Source organism: Coleofasciculus sp. H7-1, assembly GCF_057473865.1.
In genome coordinates, this window is record NZ_JBYCCT010000065.1 from 1 (window position 1) to 16,105 (window position 16,105).

Annotated in this window: 14 protein-coding genes; 5 read left to right on the forward strand and 9 right to left on the reverse strand. The window is 46.9% G+C overall.

Annotated elements, in window-relative coordinates; translation table 11 throughout:
• The coding region (locus AC2VDX_RS16145; RefSeq protein ID WP_486928133.1) for an IS1/IS1595 family N-terminal zinc-binding domain-containing protein at positions 1-88 on the reverse strand (88 nt) is incomplete at its 3' end.
• Positions 89-117: 29 nt separating this feature from the next.
• Between AC2VDX_RS16145 and AC2VDX_RS16150 the strand changes: the two genes are divergently transcribed.
• Both AC2VDX_RS16150 and tatC read left to right on the forward strand, forming a co-directional pair.
• Positions 118-1,722, forward strand: a complete 1,605-nt coding sequence (locus tag AC2VDX_RS16150) for a lytic transglycosylase domain-containing protein (RefSeq protein ID WP_378184234.1) — start codon at positions 118-120, stop codon at positions 1,720-1,722.
• 268 nt (positions 1,723-1,990) lie between these two features.
• Positions 1,991-2,794: a twin-arginine translocase subunit TatC gene (gene tatC / locus AC2VDX_RS16155; RefSeq protein ID WP_378184231.1), complete on the forward strand. Its 804-nt coding sequence runs from the start codon at positions 1,991-1,993 to the stop codon at positions 2,792-2,794.
• A 20-nt stretch (positions 2,795-2,814) separates the two neighbouring features.
• Here tatC and AC2VDX_RS16160 read toward each other — a convergent pair whose 3' ends face one another.
• Complete coding sequence (locus tag AC2VDX_RS16160; protein ID WP_378184229.1) at positions 2,815-3,132, reverse strand: DUF3067 family protein; 318 nt, start codon at positions 3,130-3,132, stop codon at positions 2,815-2,817.
• A gap of 236 nt (positions 3,133-3,368) precedes the next feature.
• Here AC2VDX_RS16160 and petC point away from each other — a divergent pair, with 236 nt between their 5' ends.
• Positions 3,369-3,908: a cytochrome b6-f complex iron-sulfur subunit gene (petC, locus tag AC2VDX_RS16165; protein ID WP_378184227.1), complete on the forward strand. Its 540-nt coding sequence runs from the start codon at positions 3,369-3,371 to the stop codon at positions 3,906-3,908.
• A 181-nt stretch (positions 3,909-4,089) separates the two neighbouring features.
• Positions 4,090-5,079, forward strand: coding sequence for a cytochrome f (petA, locus tag AC2VDX_RS16170; protein WP_378184225.1), 990 nt, complete (start codon positions 4,090-4,092; stop codon positions 5,077-5,079).
• 514 nt (positions 5,080-5,593) lie between these two features.
• On the opposite strand, the gene AC2VDX_RS16175 is transcribed toward petA, so the two are convergent.
• From AC2VDX_RS16175 to AC2VDX_RS16195, 5 genes are all read right to left on the reverse strand, one after another.
• The gene (locus tag AC2VDX_RS16175; protein ID WP_378184223.1) at positions 5,594-6,385 is read right to left on the reverse strand and encodes a cobyrinic acid a,c-diamide synthase; all 792 of its coding nucleotides are present in this window, start codon (positions 6,383-6,385) and stop codon (positions 5,594-5,596) included.
• A gap of 174 nt (positions 6,386-6,559) precedes the next feature.
• The gene (locus AC2VDX_RS16180; RefSeq protein ID WP_486928202.1) at positions 6,560-6,823 is read right to left on the reverse strand and encodes a hypothetical protein; all 264 of its coding nucleotides are present in this window, start codon (positions 6,821-6,823) and stop codon (positions 6,560-6,562) included.
• A 175-nt stretch (positions 6,824-6,998) separates the two neighbouring features.
• Positions 6,999-8,243, reverse strand: a complete 1,245-nt coding sequence (locus AC2VDX_RS16185) for an EcsC family protein (protein ID WP_378184221.1) — start codon at positions 8,241-8,243, stop codon at positions 6,999-7,001.
• A 147-nt stretch (positions 8,244-8,390) separates the two neighbouring features.
• Entirely contained in the window at positions 8,391-9,707 is a 1,317-nt protein-coding gene (locus AC2VDX_RS16190; protein WP_378184219.1) for a dicarboxylate/amino acid:cation symporter, read from the reverse strand.
• Between the two features lie 167 nt (positions 9,708-9,874).
• The gene (locus tag AC2VDX_RS16195) at positions 9,875-10,630 is read right to left on the reverse strand and encodes a hypothetical protein (protein WP_486928203.1); all 756 of its coding nucleotides are present in this window, start codon (positions 10,628-10,630) and stop codon (positions 9,875-9,877) included.
• A 212-nt stretch (positions 10,631-10,842) separates the two neighbouring features.
• Between AC2VDX_RS16195 and AC2VDX_RS16200 the strand changes: the two genes are divergently transcribed.
• Positions 10,843-12,432, forward strand: a complete 1,590-nt coding sequence (locus AC2VDX_RS16200) for a glycoside hydrolase family 57 protein (protein WP_378184215.1) — start codon at positions 10,843-10,845, stop codon at positions 12,430-12,432.
• A 51-nt stretch (positions 12,433-12,483) separates the two neighbouring features.
• Here the strand turns inward: AC2VDX_RS16200 and AC2VDX_RS16205 are convergent, their stop codons facing one another.
• Both AC2VDX_RS16205 and AC2VDX_RS16210 read right to left on the reverse strand, forming a co-directional pair.
• Positions 12,484-13,890 (reverse strand): CHAT domain-containing protein, encoded by a 1,407-nt coding sequence (locus tag AC2VDX_RS16205; protein ID WP_378184213.1) that lies wholly within the window; start codon positions 13,888-13,890, stop codon positions 12,484-12,486.
• A 436-nt stretch (positions 13,891-14,326) separates the two neighbouring features.
• Positions 14,327-15,739: a hypothetical protein gene (locus AC2VDX_RS16210; protein WP_378184211.1), complete on the reverse strand. Its 1,413-nt coding sequence runs from the start codon at positions 15,737-15,739 to the stop codon at positions 14,327-14,329.
• Between the last annotated feature and the right edge of the window lie 366 nt (positions 15,740-16,105).

The following is a 16,105-nucleotide window of genomic DNA, read 5'->3' on the forward strand; positions in this document are numbered from 1 at the left end:
GACCACATTCCGCACAGATGTGATTTTGCTTACCTTGCTTCACACCATTCTTACGGGTATGAGTAGAACCACAACGAGGACATTGCATGGCTAAGCACCTTGAATTCATACTTTATTATGCAACGCCCAAAATTGATGGTGTTACTGGCAAAGTATGCCTTTGACAGTCCAGGAATTACCTCAGTGCTAGATAAGTTGGTGGGTTTGCCAGCAGAGCAACTCAAGCCAGAAGTATGGGAAGCGATCGCTTTAGGCTACTGGGGAAACCAGAAATACGGTCAAGCCAGTACCGCTTATGCCAAAGCCCCTCGCACCCTCCACAACGCCTACCGGATCGCTAGGGGACTCGATCTTGCCGAGAACAAAGTTAAAGCACTCCGCGCCTATAAAGAGGTGGTGCAGGAGTTCCCCAATGCTAACGAAAGTGCTACCGCTCTCCTCCAGATCGCCAAAATCGGTCCCGCTATCGAGGCGGTTCCTTATCTCGACCAAGTCATCAGTCAATTCCCCAACCGAGCTGGCGAAGCAATCTTATTAGAAGCGAAAATTCTCGATAGTCTCAAAAGTTCCGAGTCCGCAGCCGTGGCGCGTCAATCATTACTCACCAAGTATGGCAATACTGATGCAGCGGCAGAATATCGGTGGAAATTGGCTCAATCGAAGGCACGGGCTGGAAATTACCAGGAGGCGCTGCAAATCGCCAAGCCCATCCCAACTCAGAATCCTGATAGCGAATTAGCTCGTCGGGCAGCTTTTTGGGTGGGTAAATGGTCAAACAAGCTGGGGCGCAAGCAGGAGGCGAAAGCAGCTTTTGAGAATGTAGTGGCGAAGTATCCCCAATCTTACTATGCTTGGCGGTCTGCCGTCATGCTGGGCTGGGATGTGGGAGACTTTAACAGTGTGCGTCAGCGAGATCCCAAAGTAGAATGGCCTGCCAAGCGACCGTCGCTGCCCGTGGGTTCTGCTGCTTTACAAGAACTTTACCAAATGGGTCAAGGCAAAGATGCCTGGACGCTCTGGCAAACAGAATTTCAAAACCGGGTCAAGCCAACGGTTGCAGAACAATTTACCGATGGTTTGCTTCGACTCAGCATCGGAGACCACTTGCAAGGAATTGCTAAAATCTCTAGCTTAGAAGATCGCGAGAACCCGGAGGAGCAAGCACAATACAAAGCTCTAACGCAACAAGTTGCTTACTGGCAGGCGTTGTATCCTACTCTCTATATCGAAGCGATTGAAAACTGGTCTCAACAACGTCAGCTCAATCCCTTGCTCGTGATCTCTGTGATTCGGCAAGAGTCCCGATTTGAGCCAAAAATCCGCTCTAGTGCTGGTGCGGTTGGCTTAATGCAGGTGATGCCAGAAACCAGTAAATGGGTTGCCGAAAACATTGGCATCAAGAAATATAGCTTGGAAAATCCCAACGACAACGTTAAATTAGGCACCTGGTATCTGGATGAAATTCACGATCGCTACAAAAATAACTCCATGTTAGCGATCGCTAGTTACAATGCCGGTTCCGGTAATCTGTCGAAGTGGCTCCAAGACAAAAAAGTAAGCGATCCAGATGAATTCGTCGAAGCCATTCCCTTTGATGAAACTCAGGGTTACGTCAAGAATGTGTTTGGCAACTACTGGAATTACTTACGCCTGTACAATCCGAAAATCTCTCAGCAGGTAGCAAAATACTCAGAAGGTCAGCCAACCGCATTCAAAAATTAAAAATTAAAAATTGGAGAAAGCAGTTTGGTGTAATGAAAGCTCCCGTTTTGGGAGTTGGTAATGAGGAAAATTTCATTACCGATTACTAGCCGTAGAAGTGGCTTTCTATCGCTGGATTTTTCTTCAATTTTTAATTTCTAATTGCTGGAACTTTCTTCAATTTTTAATTTCTAATTGCTGGAACTTTCTTCAATTTTTAATTTTTAATTTTTAATTTTTAATTGATATGGATACAATAGTCAAGAAATCTTCAAAGCAAACTTGACCGATGACGCTTCCTTCAGAAGTCGATACCGCATCCCAGCTAAATCCAGACCTGGAGCCGGAATCAGCGAACCGCAATCTAGAAGATGAATACCTTGATGAGCTGCCCGCTGAAACCGAGATGTCTCTATTCGACCATCTGGAGGAGTTGCGGCGGCGGATTTTCTATGCGCTAATTGCGGTTGTCGTAGGTGTCATTGGCAGCTTCCTGTTTGTCAAGCCAATTGTCCAACTGCTGGAGGTACCGGCGCAGGGCGTCAAGTTTCTCCAGCTGGCACCGGGAGAATACTTCTTTGTCTCCATTAAAGTTGCCGGTTACAGTGGCTTGCTAGTAGCCAGTCCCTTTATCTTGTACCAGATCATCCTGTTTGTTCTCCCAGGGCTTACTCGCCGCGAACGCCGCTTAGTGGGACCCGTTGTTTTGGGGTCGGGTGTCCTGTTTGTAGCGGGACTGGCATTTGCCTATGTAGCATTAATTCCAGCCGCCCTGAATTTCTTCATCAGCTACGGGGCAGATGTCGTCGAGCAGCTGTGGTCGATTGACCGATATTTTGAATTCGTGCTGCTGCTGATGTTTAGCACCGGATTGGCATTTCAAATTCCCATCGTCCAGCTGCTACTCGGCTTTTTGGGAATTGTCTCTTCTGGGCAAATGCTATCTGGCTGGCGGTTTGTGATCCTGGGGGCAGCAATTTTGGGTGCCATTCTGACGCCTTCCACCGACCCCCTCACCCAAAGCCTCCTCGCGGGTGCCGTTTTGGGACTCTACTATAGCGGAATTGGCTTGGTTAAGCTCGTAGGGCGCTGAGATCGGTAAGTTGGCACCTTCTAGAACTGTTCGAGCATCCACTCCGAGGCTCGTTCACCCAGGTCTAGGGGGATGCTGACTGCTTTACCGAGTCGAGGGCGATCGCGCGTTTGTTCAATATAATGTTGTACTTGGTCAGCTCCACCCCAAGCGTGGAGATACTCGGCGACAGTATCCAGGTGCGCCATGTAGTCTGCCTCCGACAGCGGAAAAGACGCCTGCTCTAAGTATTTCCACATTACCTGGAGGAAAATTTTGCCCTGAGTCCGCCTGATCTGGATATCGTATGAGCGTCCCCACTTGTCGATCAGGAGTTGGCGAAGGTCTTGTCCTGTCATAGTTTTATCGCAATTACTTTTCTTTACATTTCGTCATAAATGGAGCGCTTCTTAAATTAATGATACGGTGCAAAAGAATGTAATAATACCCTTAGCAAGGCTGTAAACCTTTCTACAAAAGGGTTTGTGGCGAACAGGCTTGCGACTTGCTTGGTATACATTGATTAGGCAAGGTTTAACAAAATCTGGGACTAAACCCAGGGTTGTTCACATAGCTATACACTCAGACGTTACTCATGGCTCAACTTTCTAGCTCGTCAGACGTTCCCGATATGGGGCGTCGTCAATTTATGAATTTGCTCACTTTTGGTACCATTACAGGAACAGCTCTGGGGGCACTGTATCCCGTTGTTAAGTATTTCATCCCCCCTTCGAGTGGTGGAACGGGTGGTGGTCTAACTGCCAAAGATGCCATCGGCAACGATGTCATTGTGAGTGATTTTTTAGCTAATCATAATGCGGGCGATCGCACCTTGGTTCAGGGCTTCAAGGGCGACCCTACCTACATTGTCGTGACCGAGGAGAAAACCATTGACAATTACGGCTTAAACGCCGTCTGCACCCACTTGGGTTGCGTTGTCCCTTGGAATTCCGGTGAGAACAAGTTTATGTGTCCCTGCCACGGTTCTCAATATGACAGCACCGGCAAGGTAGTACGGGGACCAGCACCGCTGTCTCTGGCACTGGTTCACGCTACCGTGGCGGACGACAAGGTTACATTAACGTCTTGGACGGAAACCGACTTCCGTACCGGCGAAAATCCTTGGTGGACATAAGGTCATTAGTCATCGGTGCTTAGTCATCAGTCATCAGTCATTCGTCATGAGTCATTGGTCATTTGTAATAGACCAAACACTAAGGACGAAAAACTAAGGACAAAAAACTAAGAACGAAAAACTAAAGACAAAAAACTGATAGATATTGTTTGAAATTCGACCCAGAATCCCTTCTTGAGAGATGAGAAAAGTTTCTTTATCGGCGATATCCAAAATAGGCAAACAGGCGATGATCAAAACCGTCCTGGTTGCGATCGCCACCGTGTCATTATTCCTCGCCAGCGATCTAGCCCTTCCCCAATCAGCGAGTGCCTATCCCTTCTGGGCGCAACAAACCTATCCTGAAACCCCTCGCGAACCAACGGGGCGGATTGTGTGTGCCAACTGTCACCTCGGTGCCAAACCCACAGAAATAGAAGTTCCCCAATCTGTTCTGCCAGACACCGTCTTTGAAGCCGTCGTGAAAGTTCCCTACGACACCAACACGCAGCAGGTGCAAGCCGATGGCAGCAAAGGTCCCCTGAACGTGGGTGCCGTTTTAATGTTGCCAGAAGGCTTCAAAATTGCCCCCGAAGATAGAATTCCTGAAGAAATGAAGGAAAAAATCGGGGAACTCTACTACCAACCCTACAGCGAAGACAAAGAAAATATTGTCATAGTTGGCCCCATTCCAGGCGATCAATATCAGGAAATTATCTTCCCCGTTCTGTCTCCCAATCCACAGACCGATAAGAAAGTTTTCTTCGGTAAATACTCGATTCACGTTGGTGGCAACCGGGGTCGCGGTCAGGTTTACCCCACAGGTGAAAAGAGCAACAATTCCATCTATAACGCTTCTGTAGCCGGTCGCGTCGCTTCCATTACCCAAGCTGAAGAAGGTGGCTCTCAAGTCACCATTCAACCAGCAGAAGGCAATGCGGTTGTTGATACAATTCCCGCAGGTCCAGAGCTAATTGTCTCCGAAGGACAGGAAGTTAAAGCTGGCGAAGCGCTGACTTCCAATCCTAACGTCGGTGGCTTTGGTCAAATGGATGCCGAAATCGTTTTGCAAAGCCCCACCCGGATCAAGTGGTTGATGGCATTTATTGCTGCAATCATGTTGTGTCAAGTCTTGCTAGTACTGAAGAAGAAGCAAGTTGAGAGAGTGCAAGCGGCTGAGATGAATTTCTAAGTTTGGCGTTGTACTAAATAGTTATGAGACAGGCAAGATGCCTGTCTTTTTTTTGCGATAAAAAATAACGTATTTGCCAGCCTCCTCTACCTTTGCAGGACTTACGCAAAGCTTATACATATAGCGTTCTTGTCGGTTCAATCCCCCTGTGGTTGCCCTTACTATGTGGTGATGCGTAAGTCCTGCTTTGCAACTTTATGGGGTAGGGAGGTTGCCTTGCCGTAGTTCCAGGCTATAGATTCACTGCATACCCTGTGCTTCGCTAACGCGATCGACTTGTGGGCTTATCCGAGAAATATAGCGCTTTAAGGGTTGAGTCTAGTACAGTCAGACCTAACCCCCAACCCCCTTCCCTGGGAGGGAAGGGGGCTAATTTCAAAGCCTTTCTCCGGATCAAAGAGAGGTTTGGAGAGAAGTTAAAGCTGTACCGCATACAAGTGAGAACCGCTATATTGGGGGCGCACGTCCGTATCCGTGGGTCCTGATAAAGTTTCAAGCGCAAAGCAAATTAGGGTTATTTAAATACACCTTCTTGTTCATCCTCAAAGATATATTCATAATCAAAAACTAAAGAATTGAGATGTCGAATAATTGTAAAACCAAAATGAGTCACTAAATCTGTATTAAAAGTAGCCATAACTAGCTGTATTAACTTCTTATCGCTAATTACAGGTTTTTGTACAAAATAATTACGTTTGTCAAAAAAACGATTATTAGAACTGGGAACAACTATCGCATTAATTCGATGAGCATGTTGAATTGGTTTTATATAAGTATTGAAAAACTCTTCTTGATTAATTTGTAGTTGATATAGTCTTTCATGCTGCAACCAACTCATTTTAAACATCATTTTAATGAGTTCAAATCCCAAAATGTAGTTAAACACATTGTTACGTTCTTCTGTACTGAGAACCAGTCTCAGAGCTGATTCTAAGTACAATTCTGGTTGTCTACTTACATCTTGAGCTGAATGGATATAAAACTGTCTAATATAACTTCTTAAAACTAATTCATTTAAGTCTAAATGAAGGTGGAATTGTGTTAAATATTCTTGGACTCTTTGTTGAGTATTTTTGTCTTGAAGTCTTTTGGTAACTAAGCCCGTTGCCGTATAATCATCCAAAAATTCTGCTTGCATTTCTGGAGTAGCCGCACACATTAGATGACACAATGACAGCACATAACGGCGCTGGTTCCAAGGCAAACTTTCCGCCCATTTCTTGGCTTCTGGAGGGAGTTTATCAAGAATACTTTCTGATTCTCCAAGGTCAAACATTGCCGTTAGTTGAGAGATTTGTTCAGGCATAACGGGAAAGAGTTATAAGTAAGGATACAAACCTAAGTATCGAGACAGAAAAACAATATAAAAATTCTTAAGTTGAGTTAATAATTGAGTTTTTAAATTTATTTTCACCTGCCTATTTAGTTACCAGGAGTTCCTAAATCTAATCTCTTGTGCCAGAAGGCGTCTTCTCCAACCCTATCCTGCAAGGAAACAGAAGTAATTCTCTGCCTTTATTTCAAGGGAAACAAGCTGGGGGTGAGATTTTCCAGATGCAAGAGATGAGACAATCAAACTGATTGATGCTGACGCAGCGCTACAGAATTCAGTTCGGGCAGAGACAGAATTCAGTTCGGGCAGAGAAGTTGTATCCCTGATTGCACGCCTTGTCGTTAAGGCTGCAACGCCAGTGCGTACCCGTTCCCCGGCACTGGTTCGTTCTCGAATCCACTGTTTCGTCATGGCTAGCAGCGATCGCAGGAGAGAGATTTAGTATCGCCTCCCTCTTAGGATTCCCAGATCAAAAGCGTGACTAACACTCACGCAGACAAAAACGCGCTAGATTCGTTCCCCAATAGCTAGCTTTTTGAAGCAGACTGGGGCGATTAGAGCGATCGCGCACAAGCGTTAGTATTTGTCAGCGTGGTGTTGAACCGACAATTTTTTTAATTGCCTCTACGTCGATATCAAATTTTTGGGTAATTTTTTCAATGACTTGGGATTCTTCTGGCGTCACTGCGCTATCTAGTTGGGAGATTGTATAGCACTGAGCTAACAGCGGCAACGCATAGTCCCGATTGAGTTGATCCAGAAGCGTATCTAAAGGCTGTTGTCGATTAATGTTATTGGCGATCGCCTCTAGAGAAGTTGGGCTAAGTTTGGCAGCTTGTAACGACGGTAAAATATCTTCCCAAGATTTGCCAGGATGACTCGCCACGATGATATGAACCAGAATCCGATCCATAATCGCTTGTTGCGCGATCGCACTTTCCAAATACTTCTCGCTTGCCGCCTGAGACTCTACCAGCTTTTCCATCGATGCCTGAGAATGCAGCTGTGCCTCATAAAAGCGACAAGCCGCATACCCCAGCGCATAGATCATCGTCGCATTCGCGCTAGCACCGATCGCCGCACCCGCCACTGGCGTCGCTTTCAATAAACCCAAACCCGCCTTGATTGCACGAGAACCGCCCAAGGACAAACCAAAGATTCCCAGCACTTCACCCTTACGGGCAGGATCTTTCAAATCTAATCCATAAGCCGCCGCAATCTGATAAACCATTTCTGACTGCAATAGCGTCGTTGCCGCCAAATCAACCGTCAGCAACGCCAATGCCGCTCCCGGCAACAAGCCAGTCGCCAGCCCCATTCCGCCACCATAAATTGCTTTCTCAACCATCAGACGATGGGCAATCTGATTCGGTTTTTCGTCGGGATACTTTTGCTGTAGCTTTTTAACATCAGCTTCAGCTTTTACGACATCAACTTGATTGATAATCCCCAGCAACCAATTCGTGGGTAACGCCCTAGTAACGTGCCGCAAAAATGCGTTGTCACCCACAAAAGTCACTGCACGCCCTGCGCCTTGCGTGGTTTGTTCAATCAATTTTTGCGCTTGTTTCGCCGCCGCTTGCGCTACCCCAGTAGTCGTCGTCGCCACAGCTTTGCCTGTCTGGTAGGCAGTGTTCCCAACTGCCATCCCGACTCCGGCTGCTGTTTTCACCACTGCTTGCCCAGCAGTGGCAACTGAATCGAAGAACGATGGCTTCTTGACATCCGTGGACTGCGTTAAAGACTTTTCCGCTTTGTCTGTTTCTGGGTCAGAAGTTGAGGAGTTTGCTTCCGTCTCTTTTTCAGACACTATTCCCGGTTTGTCATCCATCGTTTAATTCCTAGTGCCAGGTAGTCTTATTTTTCAGCATATCTTGCTCAAGTTATATTTTGCCTATATCGGGGGAAAGAAAAACCCTTAGTTGCTATCTTGTTGGATTGCTAATTGCCCACTTTGTCAATAACTAATGACTAATAACTATTGACTTTGAATGACTTCTTCTATCAAATCAGGCTCCTGTTTAGGCACCTTGCCATCAAGTAATGCACTGACAGTCATATCGCCCATTACATTAATTGCAGTGCGACAGCGATCGAGGAACCAATCCACCGTCACCAGCAAGGCGATGTATTGAGTAGGCAAACCAACCGCCGTGAAAACCAGCGTCATCGTCACTAGCCCCGCTTCTGGAATGCCCGCTGCGCCTACGGAGGCAACGATGGATGTCAGCACGACGATCAACTGCTGTGGGAGACTCAGAGGAATGTTCAGCACTTGGGCAACAAACAAAGCAGACATGGCTTCATAGAGTGCTGTGCCGTCGTTGTTGAAGTTGCTACCGACTAAAGCCCCCAGCGATGCGGAAGATTCCCTTAAGCCCACTTTTTCCTGCAAAACTCGAAAAGTGATCGGCATTGTCACCGTCGAGGAAGCGGTTGAGAAGGCGGTGAGGAAAGCATCAGATCCTCCAGCTAGAAAGCGTTGCGGACTCACCCACGAGCCGAAGAACACCCGGCTAAGATAGTAGCAGGCTTGCAATAACAGCGCCACCAGCACCGCCACGATGAACGCAGCCAGAGATTTAAACGGTGCGAAGCCTTGAAGGGCAACAGTTTTAGCAACAATCCCGAAGACTGCCAGTGGCACTAGGGCAATCACCCAGCCCAGAACGCGAATGACTGCCTCGAATAAAAATGTAATCCCGTGTTCGGCGGCTAGATATTCCGTTTTCCCTTGAGCTACCTGCTCTGTTTTCAAGGCACGCAAGACGATTCCAAAGCTCAGGGCGACGACAATCAGTTGGATAACATTGTTCTCGACCAAAGGCTGGAGGATAGAAGCAGGCACGCTATCTTGCAGGAGTCCCCAGGGGTCGAGTGTCTTGGTGACTTCGGCAGTGCTTGGGGGTGCAACAAGACCTCCCCATCTGCCCGGTTGCACGACATTGGCGACTAAAAGACCAATCAGGATGGCTACGACAGTATTGGTTAACAACAGAACTGCCAAACGGCGACCTGACCTGCCGGGGATACTGGCGGTGAGGAAGGTATGCAGCACTGCCAGCAGAATCAGCGGTGTGGCGAGGGCTTTGAGCGCCTTTAATACCAAGTTGCAAGGAATTGCCAGGTTATTGATCGCGGCGACATTTTGAGGAGCGGGGTTCCCAGCACCTAGCAACATCCCCAAGCCTACGCCTAGAATCAGGGCAATTAATATTTGAAAGTAGAGTGGGATACGCTTCCAGATGGGACGGGCTTTACTTTCAGACGTTTTTGTGCTAGCTGTTTCAGCCATATTTAAATCCCTTTCAGGGATTTAGCGGATTGGGCAGGTCTTAGCCCTCTAATATACTCTGCTGCGAGCGGATCGACAGATGAACTCAATCGCGCCAGCAACCCTTAAATCTCTCTTAAGCGATCGCGCTCTATCGCCTAAGAGAGATTGCTGGCGCGATCGCCCGTCTATCGTCCTAACCGGGTGCGAGGCAGATTGGCAGCAGGAGACACCTGCAAAATCCGGCTGTCTAGCTTGCGAACCACATCTCCTACCTGCACCGCTGGCTGTTTACCATTGACGTACATCACCGCTGTTAACGCTCCTGTCGAATTTCGGCGAAAAGCAGCGATATCCATCCGCACGGGTTGCTCTTGTATCTTCAGAGCCAGCGTCATGCCACCCGAAGCATTCCCCAGGTTATTCAGTTCCGGCAGGGGTTTGTATTCCACAACTTCTAGTCCCTGGTATGCTTTGAGTCTCTCCCGCAGTAGGCTCAACATCTGTTGTTGCTTCTGAGGGTTCTGCATTTCTTGCAGACCCGCATCAAACTTAGCTTGTTCGGGCTGATTTGGCATATTTCCAGTGAAGCCCAAGACGATTTGGAAGTTCTCTGGATTAACGAAAGCAAAGAAGTTCTCCGGCTTCATGTTCGCTTGCGTTAGCTGTTGTCTGAGAACATCCAATTTGGAGGCAATCTCGACGGCTACATCGGGTGGGAGTTCCTGAAACCCAGCAGGCAAATCTTCTAAAGTCAGCTTCACATCAGATGACGCTGGTTGAGTTGTCGGTGCTTGGGTAGGTGCTGGTGCGGATGGGGCGACTTTTGGTTCTGGGGCTGGTGTTTGGACAGGTGCTTCTTGGGCAACAATAAGGGGAGTGGCGAACGTAGATTGAAAAGAGCCACCAACCCAAAGAGCGCCGGTTAATAGGCTAAGTGTCAAAGTTACTTTTTTTAGCACAGGCTGAATTTTACGCTGATTTCAAAAGGGAGCAGGCAAATTGATCGTCAATTACCAGGATAGGCGAACCACCGCCAGAACTTATTGGGAATCCCCGCCCAATGCTGACTCGCTTTCGCCGTAAAATCTTAAAATAACTTCAATTTTGCCCAGCCTGCTTCAATTTCATGTCCATCTAAGACCCCAGAATTACTATGCCCATCGGCTATCTTGCTCTTGTTCTCCATGCCCACCTGCCCTTCGTGCGGCATCCTGAAAGTGACTACGTTCTGGAAGAAGAGTGGCTGTTTGAAGCCATCACCGAAACCTACATTCCTCTGCTGCACGTATTTGAAGGCTTAAAGCGGGACGGCATTGACTTCAAGATCACCATGAGCATGACACCGCCTTTGGTGTCGATGCTGCGCGATCCGCTACTGCAAGAGCGCTACGATGACCACTTAGCGAAACTGGAAGAACTCGTTGAACTAGAAGTTGAGCATAACGCGAATAACGGTCATATTCGCTATCTCGCCGAACATTACGTTCATGAATTTAGCGGGATTCGCCAAACCTGGGAACGCCATAACCGCGACTTGGTAACGGCATTTAAGCAATTTTTAGATAGTAACAACCTGGAGATCATCACCTGCGGCGCAACGCACGGCTACCTGCCGCTGATGAAGATGTATCCTCAGGCAGTCTGGGCACAAATTCAGGTAGCAGTAGAACACTACGAGCAAAGCTTTGGGCGTCCTCCCAAAGGGATTTGGTTGCCGGAATGCGCCTACTATGAAGGGTTAGAACGAATGCTCGCCGATGCGGGCTTGCGCTACTTCCTGACCGATGGACATGGCATTCTCTACGCCCGTCCTCGTCCCCGCTTTGGCTCTTACGCTCCGATCTTTACAGAAACCGGAGTTGCTGCCTTTGGTCGAGATCACGAGTCTTCCCAGCAGGTTTGGTCTTCGGAAGTAGGCTATCCCGGTGCGGCGGAATATCGGGAATTTTACAAAGATTTGGGCTGGGAAGCGGAATACGAATACATTAAGCCCTACATCATGCCCAACGGTCAGCGGAAGAATACGGGCATCAAATATCACAAGATTACTGGGCGCGGTTTGGGGTTGGGCGATAAGCAACTTTACGATCCCTATTGGGCGCGGGAAAAGGCGGCTGAACACGCCGCAAATTTCACGTATAACCGAGAGCGGCAAGTTGAGCATTTGCACCAGATGATGCAGCGTCCGCCAATCATCGTTTCGCCCTACGATGCGGAATTGTTTGGTCACTGGTGGTACGAAGGTCCTTGGTTTATCGATTATCTGTTCCGCAAGTCTTGGTATGACCAAGGCACGTATCAGATGACGCATTTGGCTGATTATTTACAAGGGAATCCGATGCAGCAAGTCTGCCGTCCTTCTCAGTCGAGTTGGGGTTATAAAGGCTTCCACGAGTATTGGCTGAATGAGACGAATGCTTGGATTTACCCGCACTTGCATAAGGCAGCAGAGCGGATGATCGAGCTGGGGCGGCGGGAACCCGCAGATGAGCTGGAGTGGAAAGCTCTCAATCAAGCGGCGCGGGAAGTGCTGCTGGCACAATCTTCTGACTGGGCGTTTATTATGCGGACGGGAACGATGGTGCCTTATGCGGTGAGAAGAACGCGATCGCACTTGATGCGCTTCCACAAACTCTACGACGATATCAAAGATGGCAAAATCGACAGCGGTTGGCTGGAAAAAGTGGAGGAAATTGACAACATCTTCCCCGAAATCAACTATCGCGTCTATCGACCCCTTTAATTCAATTAAAAATTAAAAATTAAAAATTAAAAATTGGTTTTTAATTTTTAATTACCAGGGGCTGCCCACTAAGGTAAAGGCAGCCCAATAGTAGGGGTGCGATAAATCCACGTTTTGAATTCCTGCCAGTTCTGGCGGCAGAGATATCTTCCCACTGGAACTGTACAACTGACCATCTTGCAGGTGTACCTTCCCTTGCAACATCCCTATCTGAGCTTGCCTGAGCGCCTCTGCTTTAATGGGGGCAGTTTTCAGTTGCTGATAAAACTCTGTCATCAGTCCCAAGGTTCCTTCATCGCTGACAGACCACAAACTAGCGACAGCAGACTTAGCTCCAGACTGAACGGCTAACCCCGCAAAGCCTAATTCTGCTTGTTCATCGCCGAGAGCAGTTCTACAAGCACTCAGCACTAACAGTTCCACGGGTGGAGAGTTCCATTGTAATTGCCGCATCTTATCCAGTGTCAGTTTCACGTCCCATAACTGAACGTAGGAGTTGCTCGGTTCTCCCGGCTCGAAGAAGGCATGGGTTGCTAGGTGAATAATTTTATAGGGTTCTGAGGCGCGTTGCGATTGCAGATTAGCCAGGGTGAATTGTTGGTTTAAGAAGAATTTACCCTGCCCTAGCTTTTGCGCGATCGCAGATAACTCCACTGGCACCGCAGGCAAGGGATTTTGCTCCTTGAATTTTGACGCACCCATTGCTAGAACTTGCGAATTCTTCAGAGAGACATAGAGGGTATCTGTCAGTTTGAAAGCAGGAATGCGCCCAATACTATACTTTTCCACCAGAAACTTTTGCCCATCATGGAATGCTGCTAGTGGAATAGTACGCAGACCAACACCCATACAAAAGATCAGCGTGTCTATCTTATTTTTTTTCAAATCTGTCTCCAGTGGCGCAACAATCCACCGATATAACTGCTGCGCTGCTGGCAGATAGCGGGTACTATTCCGCTGTTTGGGATCTACGATATTTTCTCTAAACTTTGTCACTTCTTTGAGCAGGACTTCACTCTTCGCACCCGGAAGCGAAGAGTGAATCGGTTGATTCCCCGGAGTAATCAACACCAGTTCTAGTTGTTTTGCTCTAGGAACTACATAAATTAGAGCAGGCTTTTTACCAGTTTGAACCGCAATTTTGCCTAGAGTATCGGCGACATCCTTTGCTGTAATTGACTCGTCGGAGAAATTTATCCGAAAGTAATCTTCATATTGTTTTTCCCACGTTTGTTCAATTTGCGGCACTATCTCCGTCAAATTTTCTCGATCGAAAGCGTTGTCTAATTTGGTGGGGGTAGCAACTTGTGCCAGAAGAATATTCTGTTCCACACCGGAGAGGGTAGCAGTAATATCGGGTGTTGGGATGATTGCTTGTGCCTGCACCCGTTCTATGCTGATTCCCGCCAAGTGCAGTACTGCTAGCAACAAGCTAACACCACTCACGATTGATTTCATAGGGGCCTCGCTAATTTTAAGATGGCTGGAGAGATTAAGCTTAGGCGATGCACTTCAATAATAGATAGTGTTAGCGCATATTCCTTCGAGTAACCGCAAAGGCAGCCAAAGTTCTACCATTTGGCAGCATTTCAATTGTAAAAATTTACATAGAACCCCCTCTATAGCAATCCTATTTGAGTTGTGAGATACCAGCGGTTCAGATCCCCGACTTCTTAGAGAAGTCGGGGATCTCGCCTTCACGAATCATTTAGGATTGCTATATGCCCTCTTTAAGCAGGGGAAGTAGGATTTCTCCTTCCCTTAACCCCCTCTATTCCCTCGCTTTTTGGAGGGAAGTAGATGCCACTCTCCGGGACACGGCATTGCCGTGTCCCTACTCTCATCCTGCTTCATTCCAGGTTGAGTTTGAAAGAAAACCGTGTAGATTATTAATCTATTGCCGAACAATTTGATGCAATTGCTCCGCTTCATCCAAGATTTTATCCATTCCTGATTCTGCAATGCCCTTGACGTAGTTAATTTTGATTTCCTCTAACATATCTATAAGTAAAGATTCGATTTCCTGAAGATTGTGCTTTTTCTGTAATTCCCCCTCTAAAGCTTTTCCAAAATTATCAATTAAACGAGTCGTTAGTTCTGAGGCAACTGGATCTTCAACCGCTTTTAGGGCGTTATTGTAAGCGGTTTGAGAGAAATTTTTAGCAAAATTTTCACTAATCTGGCTAGGTAAACGACTCAAACCCGGAACATTTTGGAATTGTTGAAAAACCGGAAATTGCTTGAGAGTACTTTCCAGACTGTGATGCACTAAAGCTTCTAAATCAGGCTGAATTTGGGGGAGAACATTATGGACACTGAGGTTAATCAGGCGAATTGCGATCGCTTGCAGCTCATTGGTGTTATTAATATTGATATAGGGGCGGCGATTTCCAGGATGAAACAGCCAGCGTGCTAGATCGCCTCGTTGAATTGCTCCTTGCATTTGGTTAATTACCTGTATGCCCATAATTTCAGTCAATTCTTCAGCGAAATTAGCCACAAAATCATGGTTAATTTGCTGCCGTACAGGTTCAAGATTTAGTAATTCAGATTGATAGAGGCGAATCGTTACCGGAATGACTCGCAACCACCGCCAAAAGGGTAGCAGCAAAAACAGATCGTACCATCGCCGCAGCATTCCTTGTAGCCAGCTAAAGTCAGGATATTGGCGACTGATATAGAAAGTGCGAACCAAAAATTCTAGAGCAAATAAAATTGTAAACGGTAAGTCAATCAACCAGAATTTATCAAAAAATTTCCCATTTATTCCCAAACTGCGATAGTAGTTAGTCTGAATCAGGGGGCGAGTTTCTGTATTAAAAAAATTGAGTTCTTGCTGCCAACCTGCTTGGAAAAGATAAGCTTGACTCCAAAATTCATTAAAGGCTTGATGAGCCGATTCTTTACTCACGCGATCGCGCAGTTGATTCTTAATTTTTTCTAAAGAACCGCTTTTCTTCGCCAACGCAAACGGATTATCCTCAATCATTTCATTACTGCGGCTACGCAAGTCCTGTAGCAAGCTTTCTACCTCTGCCGACTCTAGTCCAGTCTGCATCACTTGCTGTTCCAGTTCGTTCACCCGATTGAGATAAGCCTGCGTTTCTCGATGCAGTTCAATTCCTTTAATGGGATCGTACATCTGAATGAGACTGGGAATTTCCCGAAGGTAGAAATCACGCCAGGGTATGTAACTTAGGTCAAACAACACTAAAGCAAAGTTGATCGTGGCAATGATTGCCATCAATCTCTCAAACCAGCGGTAGCGGCGGACTGGAAGCTTTCTGATAGCGAGTTTTGATTCCATAAGTCTGTGAAGTGAGTCTATTCCTTAAAAAAGTATGGAATTCTCTGTAAAAACTCGCAATCTATACTAAGCAAGTTGACGAATTGGTAATACTTTGGCTGCAATCAGGCAAGACCAATCCGGTTCGCTGGCTTTAATTATACTTAGAATTTCTCATAAAACCGCGATGATTGAGTGGTTAGGGGAAACCGCAACCATCGCGCTAAAAAAGAGAATTGTTATGATTCAGTGGTAGTCTACGGGAAGGGCTGTTCGCATGAAGGGGTATGCCACAATGATTGTGTTTTTGGTTATTCCAGTTTTCGACACAGCCAAATTAAGCGTCTGAGACGAGACGGAAGTGACGATCGTCACAAACCCGGACAA

Bases quoted from the DNA above. Each gene is read 5' to 3' on its own strand.
- AC2VDX_RS16150 (WP_378184234.1), top strand. From the start codon at position 118: ATGCAACGCCCAAAATTGATGGTGTTACTGGCAAAGTATGCCTTTGAC.
- tatC (WP_378184231.1), top strand. From the start codon at position 1,991: ATGACGCTTCCTTCAGAAGTCGATACCGCATCCCAGCTAAATCCAGAC.
- AC2VDX_RS16160 (WP_378184229.1), bottom strand. From the start codon at position 3,132: ATGACAGGACAAGACCTTCGCCAACTCCTGATCGACAAGTGGGGACGC.
- petC (WP_378184227.1), top strand. From the start codon at position 3,369: ATGGCTCAACTTTCTAGCTCGTCAGACGTTCCCGATATGGGGCGTCGT.
- petA (WP_378184225.1), top strand. From the start codon at position 4,090: ATGAGAAAAGTTTCTTTATCGGCGATATCCAAAATAGGCAAACAGGCG.
- AC2VDX_RS16175 (WP_378184223.1), bottom strand. From the start codon at position 6,385: ATGCCTGAACAAATCTCTCAACTAACGGCAATGTTTGACCTTGGAGAA.
- AC2VDX_RS16180 (WP_486928202.1), bottom strand. From the start codon at position 6,823: ATGACGAAACAGTGGATTCGAGAACGAACCAGTGCCGGGGAACGGGTA.
- AC2VDX_RS16185 (WP_378184221.1), bottom strand. From the start codon at position 8,243: ATGGATGACAAACCGGGAATAGTGTCTGAAAAAGAGACGGAAGCAAAC.
- AC2VDX_RS16190 (WP_378184219.1), bottom strand. From the start codon at position 9,707: ATGGCTGAAACAGCTAGCACAAAAACGTCTGAAAGTAAAGCCCGTCCC.
- AC2VDX_RS16200 (WP_378184215.1), top strand. From the start codon at position 10,843: ATGCCCATCGGCTATCTTGCTCTTGTTCTCCATGCCCACCTGCCCTTC.
- AC2VDX_RS16205 (WP_378184213.1), bottom strand. From the start codon at position 13,890: ATGAAATCAATCGTGAGTGGTGTTAGCTTGTTGCTAGCAGTACTGCAC.
- AC2VDX_RS16210 (WP_378184211.1), bottom strand. From the start codon at position 15,739: ATGGAATCAAAACTCGCTATCAGAAAGCTTCCAGTCCGCCGCTACCGC.